General features: G+C 65.7%; 17 protein-coding genes. 5 read left to right on the top strand and 12 right to left on the bottom strand.

The features are described 5' to 3' along the window. Positions 1-23 precede the first annotated feature (23 nt). The 3 genes from AC1RHV_RS27255 to fusA all read left to right on the top strand — a co-directional run bounded on the left by AC1RHV_RS27255 (position 24) and on the right by fusA (position 3,314). Positions 24-368: a protein tyrosine phosphatase family protein gene (locus tag AC1RHV_RS27255; RefSeq protein ID WP_042796377.1), complete on the top strand. Its 345-nt coding sequence runs from the start codon at positions 24-26 to the stop codon at positions 366-368. A gap of 100 nt (positions 369-468) precedes the next feature. After that, positions 469-933: a universal stress protein gene (locus AC1RHV_RS27260; protein ID WP_013391481.1), complete on the top strand. Its 465-nt coding sequence runs from the start codon at positions 469-471 to the stop codon at positions 931-933. A 269-nt stretch (positions 934-1,202) separates the two neighbouring features. Beyond that, on the top strand, positions 1,203-3,314 hold the full coding sequence (gene fusA / locus AC1RHV_RS27265; RefSeq protein ID WP_054458492.1) for an elongation factor G: 2,112 nt from the start codon (positions 1,203-1,205) through the stop codon (positions 3,312-3,314). A 7-nt stretch (positions 3,315-3,321) separates the two neighbouring features. Here the strand turns inward: fusA and AC1RHV_RS27270 are convergent, their stop codons facing one another. Further along, positions 3,322-4,278 carry a DMT family transporter gene (locus AC1RHV_RS27270; protein WP_225596917.1) on the bottom strand — a complete coding sequence of 319 codons (957 nt, stop codon included), beginning with the start codon at positions 4,276-4,278 and terminating at the stop codon, positions 3,322-3,324. Between the two features lie 244 nt (positions 4,279-4,522). Between AC1RHV_RS27270 and AC1RHV_RS27275 the strand changes: the two genes are divergently transcribed. Then, positions 4,523-4,993 carry an Lrp/AsnC family transcriptional regulator gene (locus tag AC1RHV_RS27275; protein ID WP_054458496.1) on the top strand — a complete coding sequence of 157 codons (471 nt, stop codon included), beginning with the start codon at positions 4,523-4,525 and terminating at the stop codon, positions 4,991-4,993. Between the two features lie 30 nt (positions 4,994-5,023). Here AC1RHV_RS27275 and AC1RHV_RS27280 read toward each other — a convergent pair whose 3' ends face one another. Further along, on the bottom strand, positions 5,024-5,833 hold the full coding sequence (locus AC1RHV_RS27280) for an alpha/beta fold hydrolase (protein WP_492302303.1): 810 nt from the start codon (positions 5,831-5,833) through the stop codon (positions 5,024-5,026). A 136-nt stretch (positions 5,834-5,969) separates the two neighbouring features. On the opposite strand from AC1RHV_RS27280, the gene AC1RHV_RS27285 reads away from it, so the two are divergent. Next, a complete protein-coding gene (locus AC1RHV_RS27285) occupies positions 5,970-6,467 on the top strand; it encodes a YbaK/EbsC family protein (RefSeq protein ID WP_054458501.1) in 498 nt (165 codons plus the stop codon). A gap of 18 nt (positions 6,468-6,485) precedes the next feature. Here the strand turns inward: AC1RHV_RS27285 and AC1RHV_RS27290 are convergent, their stop codons facing one another. From AC1RHV_RS27290 to AC1RHV_RS27335, 10 genes are all read right to left on the bottom strand, one after another. Then, positions 6,486-7,295, bottom strand: a complete 810-nt coding sequence (locus AC1RHV_RS27290) for an ABC transporter ATP-binding protein (protein ID WP_492302304.1) — start codon at positions 7,293-7,295, stop codon at positions 6,486-6,488. Further along, complete coding sequence (locus AC1RHV_RS27295) at positions 7,292-8,335, bottom strand: FecCD family ABC transporter permease (RefSeq protein ID WP_492302305.1); 1,044 nt, start codon at positions 8,333-8,335, stop codon at positions 7,292-7,294. Before AC1RHV_RS27295 ends, AC1RHV_RS27290 begins: the two co-directional genes overlap by 4 nt. Then, on the bottom strand, positions 8,335-9,024 hold the full coding sequence (gene ybgF / locus AC1RHV_RS27300; protein WP_054458506.1) for a tol-pal system protein YbgF: 690 nt from the start codon (positions 9,022-9,024) through the stop codon (positions 8,335-8,337). The genes AC1RHV_RS27295 and ybgF overlap by 1 nt, the downstream gene beginning before the upstream one ends. A gap of 86 nt (positions 9,025-9,110) precedes the next feature. Continuing rightward, a complete protein-coding gene (gene pal, locus AC1RHV_RS27305) occupies positions 9,111-9,611 on the bottom strand; it encodes a peptidoglycan-associated lipoprotein Pal (protein WP_042796384.1) in 501 nt (166 codons plus the stop codon). 31 nt (positions 9,612-9,642) lie between these two features. Then, positions 9,643-10,965 carry a Tol-Pal system beta propeller repeat protein TolB gene (tolB, locus tag AC1RHV_RS27310; RefSeq protein ID WP_054458554.1) on the bottom strand — a complete coding sequence of 441 codons (1,323 nt, stop codon included), beginning with the start codon at positions 10,963-10,965 and terminating at the stop codon, positions 9,643-9,645. A 16-nt stretch (positions 10,966-10,981) separates the two neighbouring features. After that, positions 10,982-12,103, bottom strand: a complete 1,122-nt coding sequence (gene tolA, locus AC1RHV_RS27315) for a cell envelope integrity protein TolA (protein WP_054458507.1) — start codon at positions 12,101-12,103, stop codon at positions 10,982-10,984. Between the two features lie 39 nt (positions 12,104-12,142). After that, the gene (locus tag AC1RHV_RS27320; RefSeq protein WP_054458509.1) at positions 12,143-12,601 is read right to left on the bottom strand and encodes an ExbD/TolR family protein; all 459 of its coding nucleotides are present in this window, start codon (positions 12,599-12,601) and stop codon (positions 12,143-12,145) included. Continuing rightward, positions 12,601-13,281 (bottom strand): protein TolQ, encoded by a 681-nt coding sequence (tolQ, locus tag AC1RHV_RS27325; RefSeq protein ID WP_054458511.1) that lies wholly within the window; start codon positions 13,279-13,281, stop codon positions 12,601-12,603. The genes AC1RHV_RS27320 and tolQ overlap by 1 nt, the downstream gene beginning before the upstream one ends. A gap of 2 nt (positions 13,282-13,283) precedes the next feature. After that, a complete protein-coding gene (gene ybgC / locus AC1RHV_RS27330) occupies positions 13,284-13,706 on the bottom strand; it encodes a tol-pal system-associated acyl-CoA thioesterase (RefSeq protein WP_054458513.1) in 423 nt (140 codons plus the stop codon). Between the two features lie 53 nt (positions 13,707-13,759). Beyond that, the gene (locus AC1RHV_RS27335; protein ID WP_054458515.1) at positions 13,760-15,487 is read right to left on the bottom strand and encodes a proline--tRNA ligase; all 1,728 of its coding nucleotides are present in this window, start codon (positions 15,485-15,487) and stop codon (positions 13,760-13,762) included. Positions 15,488-15,505: the final 18 nt, after the last annotated feature.

Here is a 15,505-nt window from a genome sequence, read left to right on the forward strand (position 1 = left end):
TTGAAGCCATTGAAGGAACCGCCATGTCCGCACCCATCAAACCCCTGACCCAGAATTTCGCCGTCGCGCCCCAGCTCGGCCCGGACGACATGGCGGACGTCGCCGCCGCCGGCTACAAGAGCGTGATCATCAACCGTCCCGATTTCGAAGGCGGCCCGGACCAGCCCACCGCCGCAGACGTGTCCAAGGCCGCCCTGGCCGCCGGCCTGCAGATCGAGTACCAGCCCGTCGTGGGCAGCGCCATGACCGCCGCCGACGTGGTGCGTTTCGCCGAGCTGTTGCGCACGCTGCCCGGCCCGGTCCTGGCGTACTGCCGCACCGGCACCCGCTGCACCAATCTGTTCGCCGCCGCCCAGCAGCTGGGTTGAACGCAGGCTTGACGCGCGTCAAGGCGCGCTGGGTTCGGTTGATGTGAACCTGGCGCGTTTCCGGTAGCATGGAGGTACCTCACAAACAGGAGCAGGCAAGATGTTCAAGAAGATCCTGATTCCCACCGACGGTTCTCCGCTCTCGGCCCAAGCCGCCAATGCCGGCATTTGCTTTGCGCGTTCCGTGGGCGCTGAAGTCGTCGCGCTCTACGTGACCCAGCCTTTCGCGGCAACGATCGGTTTTGACGGCATGGCTGCCGCTTACGCCATCACCGACGAAGACTACGAAAAGGCCTCCGCCGAGCAGGCCGACAAGTACCTCAAGCAGATCACCGACCGCGCCGACACCGCTGGCGTGAAGTCCGAGTCGCGCGCCGTGTCGAACTTCAACGTTGCCGACGGCATCGTGCAAGCCGCCGCCGACGCCGGCTGCGACCTGATCTTCATCGGCAGCCACGGCCGCAGCGGCCTGTCGCGCCTGCTGCTGGGCAGCGTCACCGCCAAGGTCCTGTCGCTGGCCAGCACGGCAGTGCTGGTGTATCGCGTCAAGGAAGAAAAGAAGTAGCCTGTCGCATCGACCGCCGCGGAATGCTCTACGGAGCTGCCCCAGGCTGGTGCATGGCTACCGAGCCCCTCCCGCTGGAGGGGCTTTTTTTATCCTTGGCCTTTGCAGGGACTAGGCTTGTTTCCTGGCGCGCCGCGCGTAATATTTACGCATCAGTGCGGGCGCGGTTCCGCGATTCTCAAGCACCCTACGCGGCATGGCGCCCGCCGCGGCAAGGCCCGGTCGGGCTTGCCGTCTTCGCCCGGTAGTTCACTGCAAGGGAAGAGGCCATGACTCGCAAGACGCGTATCGAGCTTTACCGCAATATCGGCATCAGCGCCCACATCGACGCGGGCAAGACGACGACCACCGAGCGCATCCTCTTCTATACCGGCATCACCCACAAGATTGGCGAGGTGCACGACGGCGCCGCCGTGATGGACTGGATGGAGCAGGAACAAGAGCGCGGCATCACCATCACGTCGGCCGCCACCACCGCCTTCTGGAAGGGCATGGCGGGTAATTATCCCGAACACCGCATCAACATCATCGACACGCCGGGCCACGTCGATTTCACCATCGAGGTCGAACGCTCCATGCGCGTGCTGGATGGCGCGGTCATGGTCTACGACGCCGTGGGCGGCGTGCAGCCGCAGTCGGAAACCGTCTGGCGCCAGGCCAACAAGTACAAGGTGCCGAGGCTGGCCTTCGTCAACAAGATGGACCGGGTCGGCGCGGACTTCCTGCGCGTGCAGCGCCAGATCGCCGAGCGCCTGAAGGGCGACGCCGTGCCCATCCAGCTGCCGGTGGGCGCCGAGGACCATTTCGAAGGCGTGATCGACCTGGTCAAGATGAAGGCCATCATCTGGGACGAGGCCAGCCAGGGCGTGCGCTTCGAGTACCGCGACATCCCCGCCGCAATGCAGGCGCAGGCCCAGGAATGGCACGACAAGATGGTGGAGAAGGCGGCTGAAGCCAACGAAACCCTGCTGGAAAAATACCTGTCGGGCGAACCCTTGACCGAAGACGAGATCAAGCAGGGTCTGCGCATGCGCACCATCGCCAACGAAATCGTCCCCATGCTCTGTGGCAGCGCGTTCAAGAACAAGGGCGTGCAGGCCATGCTGGATGCGGTCATCGACTACATGCCTTCGCCGGTGGACGTACCCGCGATCAAGGGCCATGACCAGCGCGACCACGAAATCGAACGGCATCCCACCGACAACGAACCGTTCTCGGCGCTGGCCTTCAAGATCATGACCGACCCCTTCGTCGGCCAGCTGGTGTTCTTCCGCGTCTATTCCGGCGTGGTGAAGTCGGGCGACTCCGTTTTCAATCCCATCAAGGAAAAGCGGGAACGCCTGGGGCGCATCCTGCAGATGCACGCCAATGAACGGCGCGAAATCACCGAGGTCTACGCGGGCGACATCGCCGCGGCGGTGGGCATCAAGGACGTCACTACCGGCGACACGCTGACCGACCCGGCCCACATCATCATCCTGGAGCGCATGGTCTTTCCGGAGCCCGTCATTTCGCAGGCGGTGGAGCCCAAGACCAAGGCAGACCAGGAAAAAATGGGCATCGCGCTGGGCCGCCTGGCGCAGGAGGATCCGTCCTTCCGCGTGCGCACGGATGAAGAGTCCGGACAGACCATCATTTCCGGCATGGGCGAGCTGCACCTGGAGATCCTGGTCGATCGCATGAAGCGCGAGTTCGGCGTCGAGGCCACGGTGGGCAAGCCCCAGGTCGCGTACCGCGAAACCATACGCAAGACCTGCAACGAGGTCGAGGGCAAGTTCGTCAAGCAATCCGGCGGACGCGGCCAGTACGGCCATGTGGTGCTCAAGCTTGAGCCGCAGGAGCCCGGCAAGGGCTATGAATTCGTCGACGCCATCAAGGGCGGCGTGGTGCCGCGCGAATTCATTCCGGCGGTCGACAAGGGCATACGCGAAGCGCTGAACGCCGGCATATTGGCGGGCTACCCCGTGGTGGATGTGAAGGCGACGCTGTTCTTCGGTTCGTACCACGACGTGGACTCGAACGAGAACGCCTTCAAGATGGCGGGCTCGATGGCCTTCAAGGAAGGCATGCGCCGCGCCGATCCCGTGCTGCTGGAACCCATGATGCAGGTCGAGGTGGAAACGCCCGAAGACTTCACCGGCAACGTCATGGGCGACTTGTCCTCGCGGCGCGGCATGGTGCAGGGCATGGAGGACATCGCGGGTGGCGGCGGCAAACTGGTGCGCGCCGAAGTGCCGCTGGCCGAAATGTTCGGGTACTCCACCTCGCTGCGGTCGCTGACCCAGGGGCGCGCGACCTACAGCATGGAGTTCAAGCACTATGCCGAGGCGCCGCGCCAGGTGGCGCAGGAAGTGATGGCGGCCCAGGGCTCGGGCCGCTGAGTCAACGTCAGGCGGGGGCGGCGGCCGTGGCCGCCGCCGCGCGCATGCGCGACGAGGCCAGTTTCACGCCCAGCAGAATCATCACGAAGCCGTAGGCATGGAACAGCTGCGGGGCCTCGCCCAGCAGCGGCCAGGCCAGCAGCGCGGCATAGACCGGCACCAGGAACATCGACAGCCCCGCCGTGGCTGGCCCCGCCTGGCTGATCAGGCGGCCGTACACGTAGTACGCGCCCAGGCTGGGCACCACCGCCAGGAACAGCAGCACCGCGGCCAGCCGCGGATCGCCCCAGGGCGGCGTGGCGCCGGCCGCAGCCTCGATCGCGGCAAAGGGCGCCAGGGCCAGCACGCCGCCCAGCATCATGGCCGCCAGCCGGGCGCTGTCCGGCACCGCGGGCAGACTCAGCCGCTTTTGCAGCACGGTGTAGAAGGCCCAGCCGGTGGCGGCCAGCAGCACCCAGAGGTCGCCCTGGCCGAAATCCAGGCGGGCCAGCGTCTGCGCATCGCCGCGCGCCAGCACCACCAGCACGCCGCCCAGGGCCAGCGCCAGGCCCGCGCCGCGCAGGGCGGACAGCGGCTTGCGCCAGATGATGGCTTCCAGCAGCGCCACCAGGATAGGGCTGCACGAAAAGATCAGGGCGATATTGGTCGCGCTGGTGTTCTGGGCGCCGATGTACTGCGGTGCCACGGCCACGCCCATGCCCAGCACTGCCAGCGGCGCCAGCGACGGCAGGGCGCGCCACAAGGTCTTGCGGTGCGCGCGCAGTGCGGGCGCGGCAAGCGGCAGCAGGATCAGCAGGGCGATCAGCCAGCGGCCGAAGGCCAGAAAAACAGGAGGGAGGTTGGCATCATGGGCCCAGCGGGCCGCCACCATGTTGGAGGCGAATAGCGCCGGAGCGGCGAAAAGCATGGCGGTGCCGGACAGGCCCAGGCCGGATCTTGCGGGTGCTGCTGCTGCGAGAGACATGGTTTCCTGCCGCGCGGATCGGCGCGCGGCGTGCTGCGTTGATACTGCCGGCGCCTGCGCCGGGTTGTGCCGCAGCGTGGACGCCGAAATCGGACGGGCGGGATAGGTGACCGTCTTGCAGGAGAGTCTACGGGCAGGAGGGCAAAATAGGTTTCCTGATTCACGCCATATTTGGGAAATCTGAAGAATAGTTGTCTTGTAGAATTAGTTTTTGAAGGGAAAATATCTTCGTTATCCGTCCATCATGCCCGCATCGCCCAAAATCGACGAAACCGACCGCAAGATCCTGCGCGCGCTACGCGCCGACGGACGCCTCACCAACCTGAAGCTGGCCGAGCAGGTGGGGCTGTCGCCCACGCCCTGCTGGAACCGGGTCAAGGCCCTGGAAGAGGCGGGCGTGATCGAAGGCTACGCGGCCCTCTTGAACCAGAAAGCGCTGGGCCTGCCGGACACCGTCATGATCGAGGTGACGCTGGAACATCACGACGACGACACGCTGGCGCGCTTTGGCGAAGAGATCACGCGGCTGCCGGAAGTGGTCGAGGCCTTTCTCGTGACGGGCGAGTACGACTATCTGATCAAGGTGGCAGTGGCGGGGACCGAAGGCTACGAGGAATTCCTGCGCAAGCGGCTCTACAAGCTGCGCGGCGTGCGGCACAGCCGATCCACCTTTGTGTTGCGGCGCTTGAAGCACACGCCTTCGGTCGAACCCTGAGGCGCGCGCTGCGGCCGGGCAGATCCGGCGTCAGCCGTTGATGAAGGCTTCGATGGCGCCGTTGAAGGCGCGCGGGTTGCCCAAGTTCATGCCATGCGACGATCCCGTGATCGTCACCCGCTGCGCCTGCGGCAGCCATTGCGACAACGCGTCCAGCACGGCCGGGTAGGGGGCAGGGCTGAGCGCGCCGCCAATCAGCAGGGTCGGCAGCTTCAGCGTGCCGATCTGCGCCGGCGTCAGCGCTTCGGGCTTCTCCTCGGCCTGTCCGAACAGCGTGCCGACGTTGTCGCGCACCATCTCCTTGAACCACGGCACCATGCGTTGCCAGGTGTCGGGGCCAGTCACGGTATCCACGAACAGCGCCAGGCCGTCTTCGATCTCGCCGTCGCGGATGAGCGCCAGCGCGCGCTGGCGAAAACCGCCGCGCAGGTCGTCGTCACCAGGCAAGGGCAGGCCCGGGTCGGCCAGGGTCAGGCTGCGCAGCGCGCCGGGCTGCTGCAGCGCCGCTTCCAGCGCTACGCGGCCGCCGCGGGAATGCCCCACCAGATGGGCCGGTTCGCCCGCCACGGTATCGACGAACTCCAGCACGTCGCTGGCATGCTGTTCGATCGAAAAGCCATCACCCTCGCCATCCCAGGTCTCGGGCCAGTAGCGGCGCAGGCATACCGCCAGCACGCGGAACGACTTGCCCAACGGCGCCATCTGCGACTTCCAGTAGCGGCAGTCGGACAGGGAACCGTGCACCAGCACCAGAGGCGCGCCGCTGCCGTACTCGGTGTAGGACAAGGCGTAGCCGCCGATCAGGGCGGTTTGCAGGGGCAGGACGGGTTCGGAACGCATGGGTGTCGGATGGGAAAGCCAGGAGCGCATTCTAGCCCGCAGGCGCCGGGCGCCGGGCGCCGGCGCTGATAAACTCGTTTTCCGATCCCTCGGCGCGCTGGTCGCGCTGATTTCCCAACTCCACGGAGCCGCCCCGATGTCGCCTGAGTCCCTTGCCGCCTTGCCCGAATCCGCCCAGCGCGTCGCGCGCCTGCTGCTGGAGCTGGGCCATGACAAGCCCGTGGTCGTCCTGCCGCAAACCGGCAAGACCTCGGCGGAAGCGGCGGCGGGGCTAGGCTGCGAGGTTGCGCAGATCGCCAAGTCCATCATCTTCCGGCGCGCCTCGGATGACGCGCCGGTGCTGGTCATCGCCAGCGGCGCGAACCGCGTGGACGAGGCCAAGGTGGCCTCGCAGGTGGGCGGGCTGGCCAAGGCGGACGCGAAGTTCGTGCGCGACATGACCGGCTACGCGATCGGCGGCGTGTGCCCCATCGGCCATGCGGTCAAGCCGGTGATGCTGTTGGACGCGGATCTCTTCAACTACGACAGCCTGTGGGCCGCCGCCGGGCATCCGCACGCGGTGTTCAACCTGACGCCGCGGCAGTTGGCGGACATGACCGGCGCGCCGGTCGTGGACGTGGCGCTGCGCGCCTGACATCGCGCCGTCTCGCGCTCAGTGCGGGTGTGCTTGCAGCCCGTCGATCAGCACCTGCCGCAGGCCGCGCGAGCAGGCCTCCACCCGTCCTTCCACCCCGTAGACCGCCGCCAGCGATGCCGGCGTGATCACATCCGCCGGCAGCCCCTCGGCGTGCAGCTGGCCATCATGGATCATGACGGCCCGGTCGGCGTGCTGCAGCGCCACGTTCAGGTCATGCAGCACGATGACGCTGATCAGGCCGTGCTCCAGGGTTTCCTGCCGCAGCAGTTGCATGACGTGGAACTGGTAGTTCAGGTCCAGCGCCGAAAGCGGCTCGTCCAGCAGCAGTACGCGCGGATGGCGGATCAAGGCCTGCGCCAGTCCCACCAGTTGCTTCTGTCCGCCGGACAGCGAATCCAGGTACTGCAAGGCCAGATGGGCAATGCCCAGGCGCTCCAGCAGCCGGTCTATGGCGTGCATGTCCACCGGCGTACCCAGGCCGTCGCCGGCCTTGGCCGCCACCAGCACGGATTCGAACACCCGCAGGTGCACGGCGGCGGGCAGGCCCTGGGGCAGGTAGACCACGTGCCGCGCGCGTTCGCCGAAGCTTTGTCGCAGCAGGTCGCGGCCGTCCAGCGTGACGTTTCCGGCGCGCACGCGGACCAGGCCCGCCAGTGCCTTGAGCAGGGTGGATTTGCCGCTGCCATTGGGACCGAGCAGGGCGGTCACCTGGCCGGCGGCCAACTCGGGTATCGACAGCGCATGCAGCACGTCCGTGCGTCCGTAGCCGGCGGTGAGGCCGCGCACGGATAGCGTCGTTGCAGAAGCGGTGCGCGGCGCGGTCATGGCATCTGCCGGCGCAGCACCACCGACGCAAAAAAGGGTATGCCGACCAGTGCCGTCACGATGCCCACCGGCACGATCACGCCCGGCATGAGGTTCTTGGAGGCGATCGACGCTAGCGACAGGATCACCGCGCCCACCAGCGCGCTGCCCGGCAGGAAGAACCGGTGGTCCTCGCCAAACAGCCGCCGCGCAATGTGCGGCGCGACCAGCCCGATGAAGCCTATCGTGCCGACAAAAGCCACGGCCAGCGCCGACAGCAGGCTGACCCGGGCCAGCGCCGCGACGCGCACGCGGCGCACGTCCACGCCGAAGCTTGCGGCGCGGTCTTCACCCAGGCGCAGCGCGGTCAGCTTCCAGGATTGGCGCATGGCCAGCGGCAGCGCCACTGCAAAGGCCCCAGCCAGCACGCCGACCGTGGTCCAGCTGGAACGCGACAGGCTGCCCATGGTCCAGAACACCAGGTTCTGCAGCGCCTCGGCGCTGGCCATGAACTGCACCAGCGACACCAGGGCATTGAAGGTAAACAGCATGGCAATGCCGAACAGCACCACGCCCGAGGTATTCATGCCGCCCCAGCGGGTCACGGCGTCCAGCATCAGCGCCGCCAGCAGCGCAAACAGGAAGGCGTTGCCCGCCACCAGCCAGCCGGCGGGGACGCCGGGCAGGCCCAGCTGCAGCACGATGGCCAGCGAGGCGCCAAAGGCCGCAGCGGACGACACGCCCAGCGTGAACGGGCTGGCGAGCGGGTTGTTCAGGATGGTCTGCATTTCCGCGCCCGCCATTCCCAGTGCCATGCCGACCAGAGCCGCCATCAGCGCCGATGGCAGGCGGATCTCCCACACGATCACGCGTGTGGTTGGATCGGCCGCGGCGGGAGCCGTGAGCGTCTGCCACAGTTCGCCCCAGGGCAGGCCCGAAGGGCCGACCGTGAAGTCGGCCAGCAGCGCAATGAAAAGCGCCGCCAGCAGCAGGGCGATAAGCCCTGCCCGGCGGCGCAGGATGTGCTGGTAAGCGGCAACCGCGCTCGCGGCAGGCGGCATTACTGCAGCAGCTGGAGACGGCTCTTGGCCGTGTTGGCGGCCGGCGTGGTCGGGTAGTCGCGCACGATGCGCTGCAGCGTGGTCTTGGCGCCGGCGCGGTTGTTCATTTCGATCTGGCTGCCGGCGATGACCAGCAGGGCGTCCGGTGCGCGCGCGTTGTCCGGGGCCTTCTGCACCATGGCGTTCAACTGCTCGATGGCGCCCTTGAAGTCCTTCAGCGCATAGCGGCTGCTGCCCAGGTAGAACTGGGCGCTGGGCGCGAGCTGGCTGGCGGGGTACAGGGCGGTGAAGGCGGCCAGCGATTCGGACGCTTCCTTGTACTGGCCCTTGCGGAACAGATCGATCGCGCCGTCATAGGCGGCCTGTTCCTGGGGATCGCCAGCGGAGGCCCCCGGCGGATTGGCGCTGCCCGCCGCGCCGCCCGGCTTGGCCGAGGGCTGCTGGCGCGACACCAGTTCGAGTTGGTCGCGCAGTTGGGCGACTTCCTGCTGCAAGGCCTGGATCTGGTCGGCCAATTGCAGCTTGGCGCGCTGGCTTTGTTCGTTCTGCTGCTGCACCTGTTGGCGCAAGTCCAGGATGGCCCGGCGGGCTTCATCGTCGGAAAAAGCGTGGGCGGGCGCCGCAAGGGCGGCAAGCACCAGGCCGGTGGCCGCAATCAGAGGACGCAGGGACAGAACGTTATCGCGCATGAAAATTCCCGGGTATAAAAACAAACGTCGGGACGGCCGGTTGACCGTCCCGACGCGTGGTAGGGCTCTAGACTATACGAAAAAGCTTAGCGGCGATAAACGATATCGGCGCGGCGGTTTTCCGCGAAGTCGGCTTCCGACGTGCCAGTCGCCTTCGGCTTTTCTTTACCGAAGCTGATGGTTTCGATCTGGTTGTCGCTGACGCCCAGCAGGGTCATCATGCGGCGCACAGCGTCGGCACGGCGCTGGCCCAGGGCCAGGTTGTATTCAGCGCCGCCGCGTTCGTCGGTGTTGCCTTCGATCTTGATGGTCTGCTGCTGATGCGAGGCCAGGTACTTGGCGTGGGTTTCGACCAAGCTGCGGTACTGGTCCGACACCGTGTAGCTGTCGAAGTCAAAGTACACCGAGCGCTGTTGCGCCAGGATGCTTTGGGGGTTGAAGGGATCAAGGATCTGGCCAGAGGCCGAGGATCCTTGGCCAGCGCCTCCGCCCTGACCCGCTTTATCGTCGAGAGGGACGGAGCTGCAAGCTGCCAGGGCGGCAGCCAGAGCGGCGATGGTTAGGCTTTTGGCAATGCGCGACTTCATGATAGTTCCTTTGCAAAGAGAGTCACACGTGTTATCGGGTAAATGGGCCCCAAGTCGGTTCACGTATTTCCCCATTCAGTACCGAAAGCGTCTGCCGTACGCGGCCATCGCTCGAGACACCAGCAAGCACGCTACGGCCATTTTGGATGGCTGCGTAGAGGACTTGCATTCCATTCGGCGCAAAACTCGGGGACTGATCGTCACGACCATCAGTCAACAAGGTCTCGGAGCCTGAGGACAGGTTCAACGATGCGATTCGAAACGCGCCGTCGCGTCTTGCAACGTACAGCAGCGTCGATCCATCGGGGGAAATTCGGGGTGATATGTTGTAACCACCATTAAACGTGAGGCGGCGTGCTTCGCCACCACTCGAGCCGGTCTGGTAGATCTGCGGCCCGCCGCTGCGGTCACTCGTAAAGATAATGGAAGCACCGTCTGGCGTAAAGCTCGGTTCGGTGTCAATCCCGGGAGAACGCGTAACTCGGGTCGGATTCGAGCCGTCGGTCGCGCCAACGATGTAAATTTGCGACAAACCATCGCGGGTCAGAGCCACCGCCAGCTTGCTGCCATCGGGCGACCAGCCGGGCGCACTGTTGTTGCCCTTGAAGTTGGCGACAGGCGAGCGGGCGCTGGTTGCCAGATTGTGCACGTAGACGACAGGTTTGCCGGATTCGAAGCTCACATAGGCGAGCTTGGAGCCATCGGGCGACCAGGACGGCGAAATGATGGGCTCGCGCGAACGCAGGGCGACCTGCGGGTTCTGTCCGTCGGCGTCTGCCACCTGCAGTTCGTAGGTGGCGCCCTTCTTCAGCACGTACGCGATACGAGTCGAGAAAACGCCCTTAACGCCGGTGATCTTCTCGTAAATGCGGTCGGCGATCTGGTGCGCCACGCGACGCAGTTCCTGCTCGGTACCCGAGAACGCCACGCCGTCCAGCTGACTCTTCTTGACCGTGTCGGCCAGGCGGTAGCGCACGTCGTAGCGGCCGTCGGCGCCGCGCACGATGCTGCCGTAGGCGATGAAATCGGCGCCCTTGCCGCGCCAGTCGTCATGGGCGATGGGGGAGTCCACGTTCAGGCCGGAACCGGCGGCGTTGATCAGGCGAAACTGGCCCGTGCGGGTCAGGTCGGCGCGGATGACTTCGGCCAGGGCGCGGCCATGGGTGTCGTCGACCGCGAAATCGGCGATGGCCACGGGGTATTGGGTGGCGCCGGTACCGGAAATATCGACGCGCAGCTGCGCATGGGCGGGCTTGATGGCCATCAGGCAGGCCAGGGCCAGCATCAGCAGCCCGAGTCCATACGATCGCCAGAGAGCGAGGGGGGGTACTCGTCGGCTATAAGCGGGAGTCATATTCATCAATCTCCTGTCAATCATACATTCTGTACACAACGTCAATAATGGGTTCGTAGCGGCCCGTCGAGGGCTTCGGGAAGGGGTTGCAACGGCGGATGCCCGTCTCGACCGCACGGTCGAAGCCGGCATTGCCCGAAGAACTGGTCAAGGTGACGCCGTTGACCTTCCCGTCGGAACCTAACTGTACCCGGTATTGTGCCGTGGGATTTTCCGATCCGCTGCGGGGCGGGGGCGGATAAGCCACCCCGGGTTGCACGCAGGCGCGGACCTTGGCGCCATAGCCGCTGTCGCGTCCGCCGCCCGCCTGGTTGCGGTCGGCCGTGCCGCCGGGGATGCCGGCGGCGCCCAGGGCGTCATTGCGGAAGGCATCCTTCAGCGCCTTGTCGGCGGCGGCCTTCTTGGCGGCTTCTTCCTTGGCCTTCTTCTCGGCCGCGGCTTTCTTCTCGGCGGCAGCCTTTTCGGCAGCCGCCTTTTCAGCCTTTTCTTCCGCAGCCTTCTCGGCAGCGGCCTTTTCGGCGGCAGCCTTTTCCGCCGCGGCCTTCTTGGCGGCGTCGTCCTTGGCCTTCTTCTCGGCGGCAGCCTTGTCGGCGGCGGCTTTCTCGGCGGCCTTTTCGGCAGCAGCCTTTTCAGCGGCCTGGCGTTCCTGCTCCAGGCGCTTCTTTTCCTTCAGTTCGGCCTGCTTGCGTTCTTCGTCGAGGCGCGCCTTTTCCTTGGCGGCTTCGGCGGCCTGGCGTGCCTTTTCCTCTTGCTCGCGCTTTTTCTTGGCTTCCTGCAGCGCGATCTCGGGATCGACTTCCTCGGTCTTGGGCTGGGCCTCGGGCTCAGGCTTGGGAGGAGGGGGCGGCGGCGGGGGAGGCTCGGGCGCCTTTTCAGGTTCCGGCTTCGGTTCCGGCTTGGGCTGCGGCTTCGGGGGTTCGGGTTGCGGCGTGGGCGGCGGGGAGTCGGGCGAGTTGCCGTCTGCCCAGAGCTGTACCTGCACGGGGCCGGGGCTCTCGGAGCGCCAGTTCACGCCAAAGATCAAGACGATCAGCAGCAGCACGTGCACGGCCACGGCCAGGATCAATGCCTTCCGGTTGTCGTGGTTGGGCGGGGTGGCCGGGGGGCCGCTGCGGTGTCGGATTATGGGTGGCGTCATGAGCGTTGCATGCCGGCGGCGCCGGCGGAAGGCGTCGCGTTAGCGTTTTTTCGCGGGAGCTGGCTGGGATGCGCCGGCGGACTGGTCCACCAGCAGACCCAGGCGGGTGATGCCGCTGGTGCGAAGTTCATCCATGACCTTCACGACCGTCTCGTAGGGCACCTTGCCGTCGGCGGCGATGACCACCGGGGTTTCCGCGGTAATTCGCGAACGCACTTGCGCCACCAGCTCGGGGCGCGCGATGTCCTGCATGGTGGCGCCGGGTTCGCGCACGCGCAGGGCGATCTTGCCGTCTTCCGAAATCTGGACTTCCAGCGGCTTGACCGGCACGTCCGAGGCCGCGCCAACGGAGGGCAACTGGATCAGGCCGGGCGTGATGAGAGGGGCGGTCACCATGAAGATGACCAGCAGCACCAGCATCACGTCAATGTACGGCACCACATTGATGTCGGCCTTCATGCGGCGGCCGGACCTGCCGCGTGAGCTTACCGAGGGCATTAGCGCACCTGCCGTTGCAGAATGTTCAGGAATTCATCGACGAAGCTGTCGAAACGGATCGAGATGCGATCGATGTCGTTCGTGAAGCGGTTGTAGGCGACCACGGCGGGAATGGCCGCGAACAGGCCGATGGCGGTGGCGATCAGCGCTTCCGCGATGCCGGGAGCCACCGAGGCCAGGGTGGCCTGCTGCATGTTCGACAGGCCGATGAAGGCGTGCATGATCCCCCAGACCGTACCCAGCAGGCCGATGTAAGGGGACACGGAGCCGGCCGAAGCCAGGAAGTTCAGGTGCGATTCCAGCGAATCCATCTCGCGCTGGTAGGCGGCGCGCATGGCGCGGCGCGGGCCGTCCAGCAGGGCGGTGGCGTCGCCGGAGGCATTGCCGCGGCGGGCTTTCAGGAATTCGGTCATGCCGGCATCGAAGATGCGAGCCAGCGCGCCTTGCTCGTCGCGGCGCGAGGCCACGGCCTGCTGCAACATGGACAGGTCGCCGCCCGACCAGAAATCGTCTTCGAAGCGGCGGGTCTGGGCATGGGCCCGCTTGATCGCCAGCCGCTTGGCGAAGATATAGGTCCAGGACATGATCGAAATGCCCAACAGCATCAGCATGATCAGCTGGACCGGCACGCTGGCGTGCGAAATCAGCGAAAGCAACGACATGTCGTTGGTGACTTGCATGGTTATTCCTGAATGAATTCCAGTTTGGCGCGAACGTCAGCCGGCAACTCCGCCGGCCGCATGTGAACGGCATCGACGCAGCAGACTTGGATGTTGCCTTCGGCAAGCAGTTCCCCGTCGCGTTCCGCGCGTTGCGCGAAGTGTATCGAAGCGCGGCCCAGTCGTGTGACCCGGCTGCGTATCGTCAGTAAATCGTCCAGCCTGGCCGGCTTGCGGTAGGACATGTCCAGGGAGCGGACAACGAATAGACGTTGCTCGCTGACCGCCAGGTTGGACTGGTTGACCCCCAGGTCGCGCAGCCACTCGGTGCGTGCGCGCTCCAGGAATTTCAAGTAGTTGGCGTAGAAAACCACTCCGCCTGCATCCGTGTCCTCGTAATAGACACGGACCTGCAGGACGGATTCGGCGGACTTCGGATCGGTCACGATGGATAGGAAAGGGCAGTCGGGACGCGGAAAGTCCGTAGTTACTATAAAGTTTACAGCGTGTCGAGTTTCGTCAGCACGGCTTCAAGCGCGGACTCTACCGGAATCTTGGCCGCTTCGGTTTCCCGACGGGCCTGCAATTCCACCACACCATCGTTCAGCCCGCGTTCTCCAACTGTTACACGCAGCGGGGCGCCGATCAGCTCCCATTCAGCAAACATCACGCCCGGGCGGGCATCGCGGTCGTCCAGGATGACGTCCACGCCGCGCGCCAGCAGGGATTCATAGAGCTTTTGCGCGGTGTCACGCACGGTTTCACTTTTGCCCCAGCCGACCGGGCAGATTACCACTTCGAAGGGGGCGATCGCGCGCGGCCAGATGATGCCGCGGGCGTCGTGGTTCTGCTCGATGGCCGCGCCCACGATGCGGGTCACGCCGATGCCGTAGCAGCCCATTTCCAGGACGGCGGGCTTGCCGGTTTCGTCCAGGAAGGTGGCCTTGAGGGCTTCCGAGTACTTCTTGCCCAGGTAGAACACGTGGCCGACTTCGATGCCGCGCTGGATCGACAGGGTGCCCTTGCCGTCCGGCGAGGGGTCGCCGGCAACCACGTTGCGCAGGTCCGCTACCAGTTCGGGCTCGGGCAGGTCACGGCCCCAGTTCACGCCTTGGATGTGGAAGTCTTCCTTGTTCGCGCCGCAGACGAAATCGGCCATGTTGGCCACGGTGCGGTCGGCAATGACGTGCACGGGGCGGACGGTCTTGACCGGGCCCAGGTAGCCCGGCTTGCAGCCGAAGGTTTCGACGATCTCGGTTTCCGTGGCGAAACGGAAGCCCGCCAGGCCGGGCAGCTTGCCTGCCTTGATTTCATTGAGTTCGTGGTCGCCGCGCAGCAGCAGCAGCCAGATGTCGGCGCCTTTCTCGCCGTCGGTGGCCAGCACGATGGACTTGATCGTGCGCTCCAGCGGCAGGCCCAGCAGCTTGGCCACGTCTTCGCACTTGGCGGCGCCCGGCGTGGGCACTTCGGCCATGGCCTGGGCGGGTTCGGCGCGGGTGGGGTACAGGCCGGGGGCCTCGGCCAGTTCCATGTTGGCGGCGTAGTCCGAGTCGGCGTTGTAGACCAGCAGGTCTTCGCCGGTGTCGGCGATCACCTGGAATTCGTGGCTGCGGGTGCCGCCGATCGAGCCCGTGTCAGCGGCCACGGCGCGGAATTCCAGGCCCAGACGGCCGAAAATGCGCATGTAGGCGTTGAACATGGTGTCGTAGCTGGCCTGCGCGCCGGCTTCGTCGCGGTCGAACGAATAGGCGTCCTTCATGGTGAATTCGCGGCCGCGCATCAGGCCGAAGCGCGGGCGGCGCTCGTCCCGGAACTTGGTCTGGATGTGATAGAAGTTCACCGGCAGCTGGCGATAGCTGTGGATTTCATTGCGCGCGATGTCCGTGATGACTTCCTCGGACGTAGGCTGCAGCACGAAATCGCGCTGGTGCCGGTCCTTGATGCGCAGCAGCTCGGCGCCGTATTGCTCCCAGCGGCCCGACTCCTGCCAGAGCTCGGCCGGCTGCACCACCGGCATCAGCAGCTCGATCGCACCCGCGGCGTTCATTTCTTCGCGGACGATGGCCTCGACCTTGCGAATGACTTTCAGCCCCAGGGGCATGTAGGTGTAGATGCCGCCCGCGAGCTTGCGGATCATCCCTGCCCGGGTCATCAGCTGATGGCTGGCGACTTCGGCTTCGGAAGGGGCTTCTTTGAGGGTGTTGATGTGGTAGTTGGATGCGCGCATGTTTAAAGGTGGCTGCAG

This window comes from Achromobacter sp. GW823-FHT04E03, from assembly GCF_058796095.1.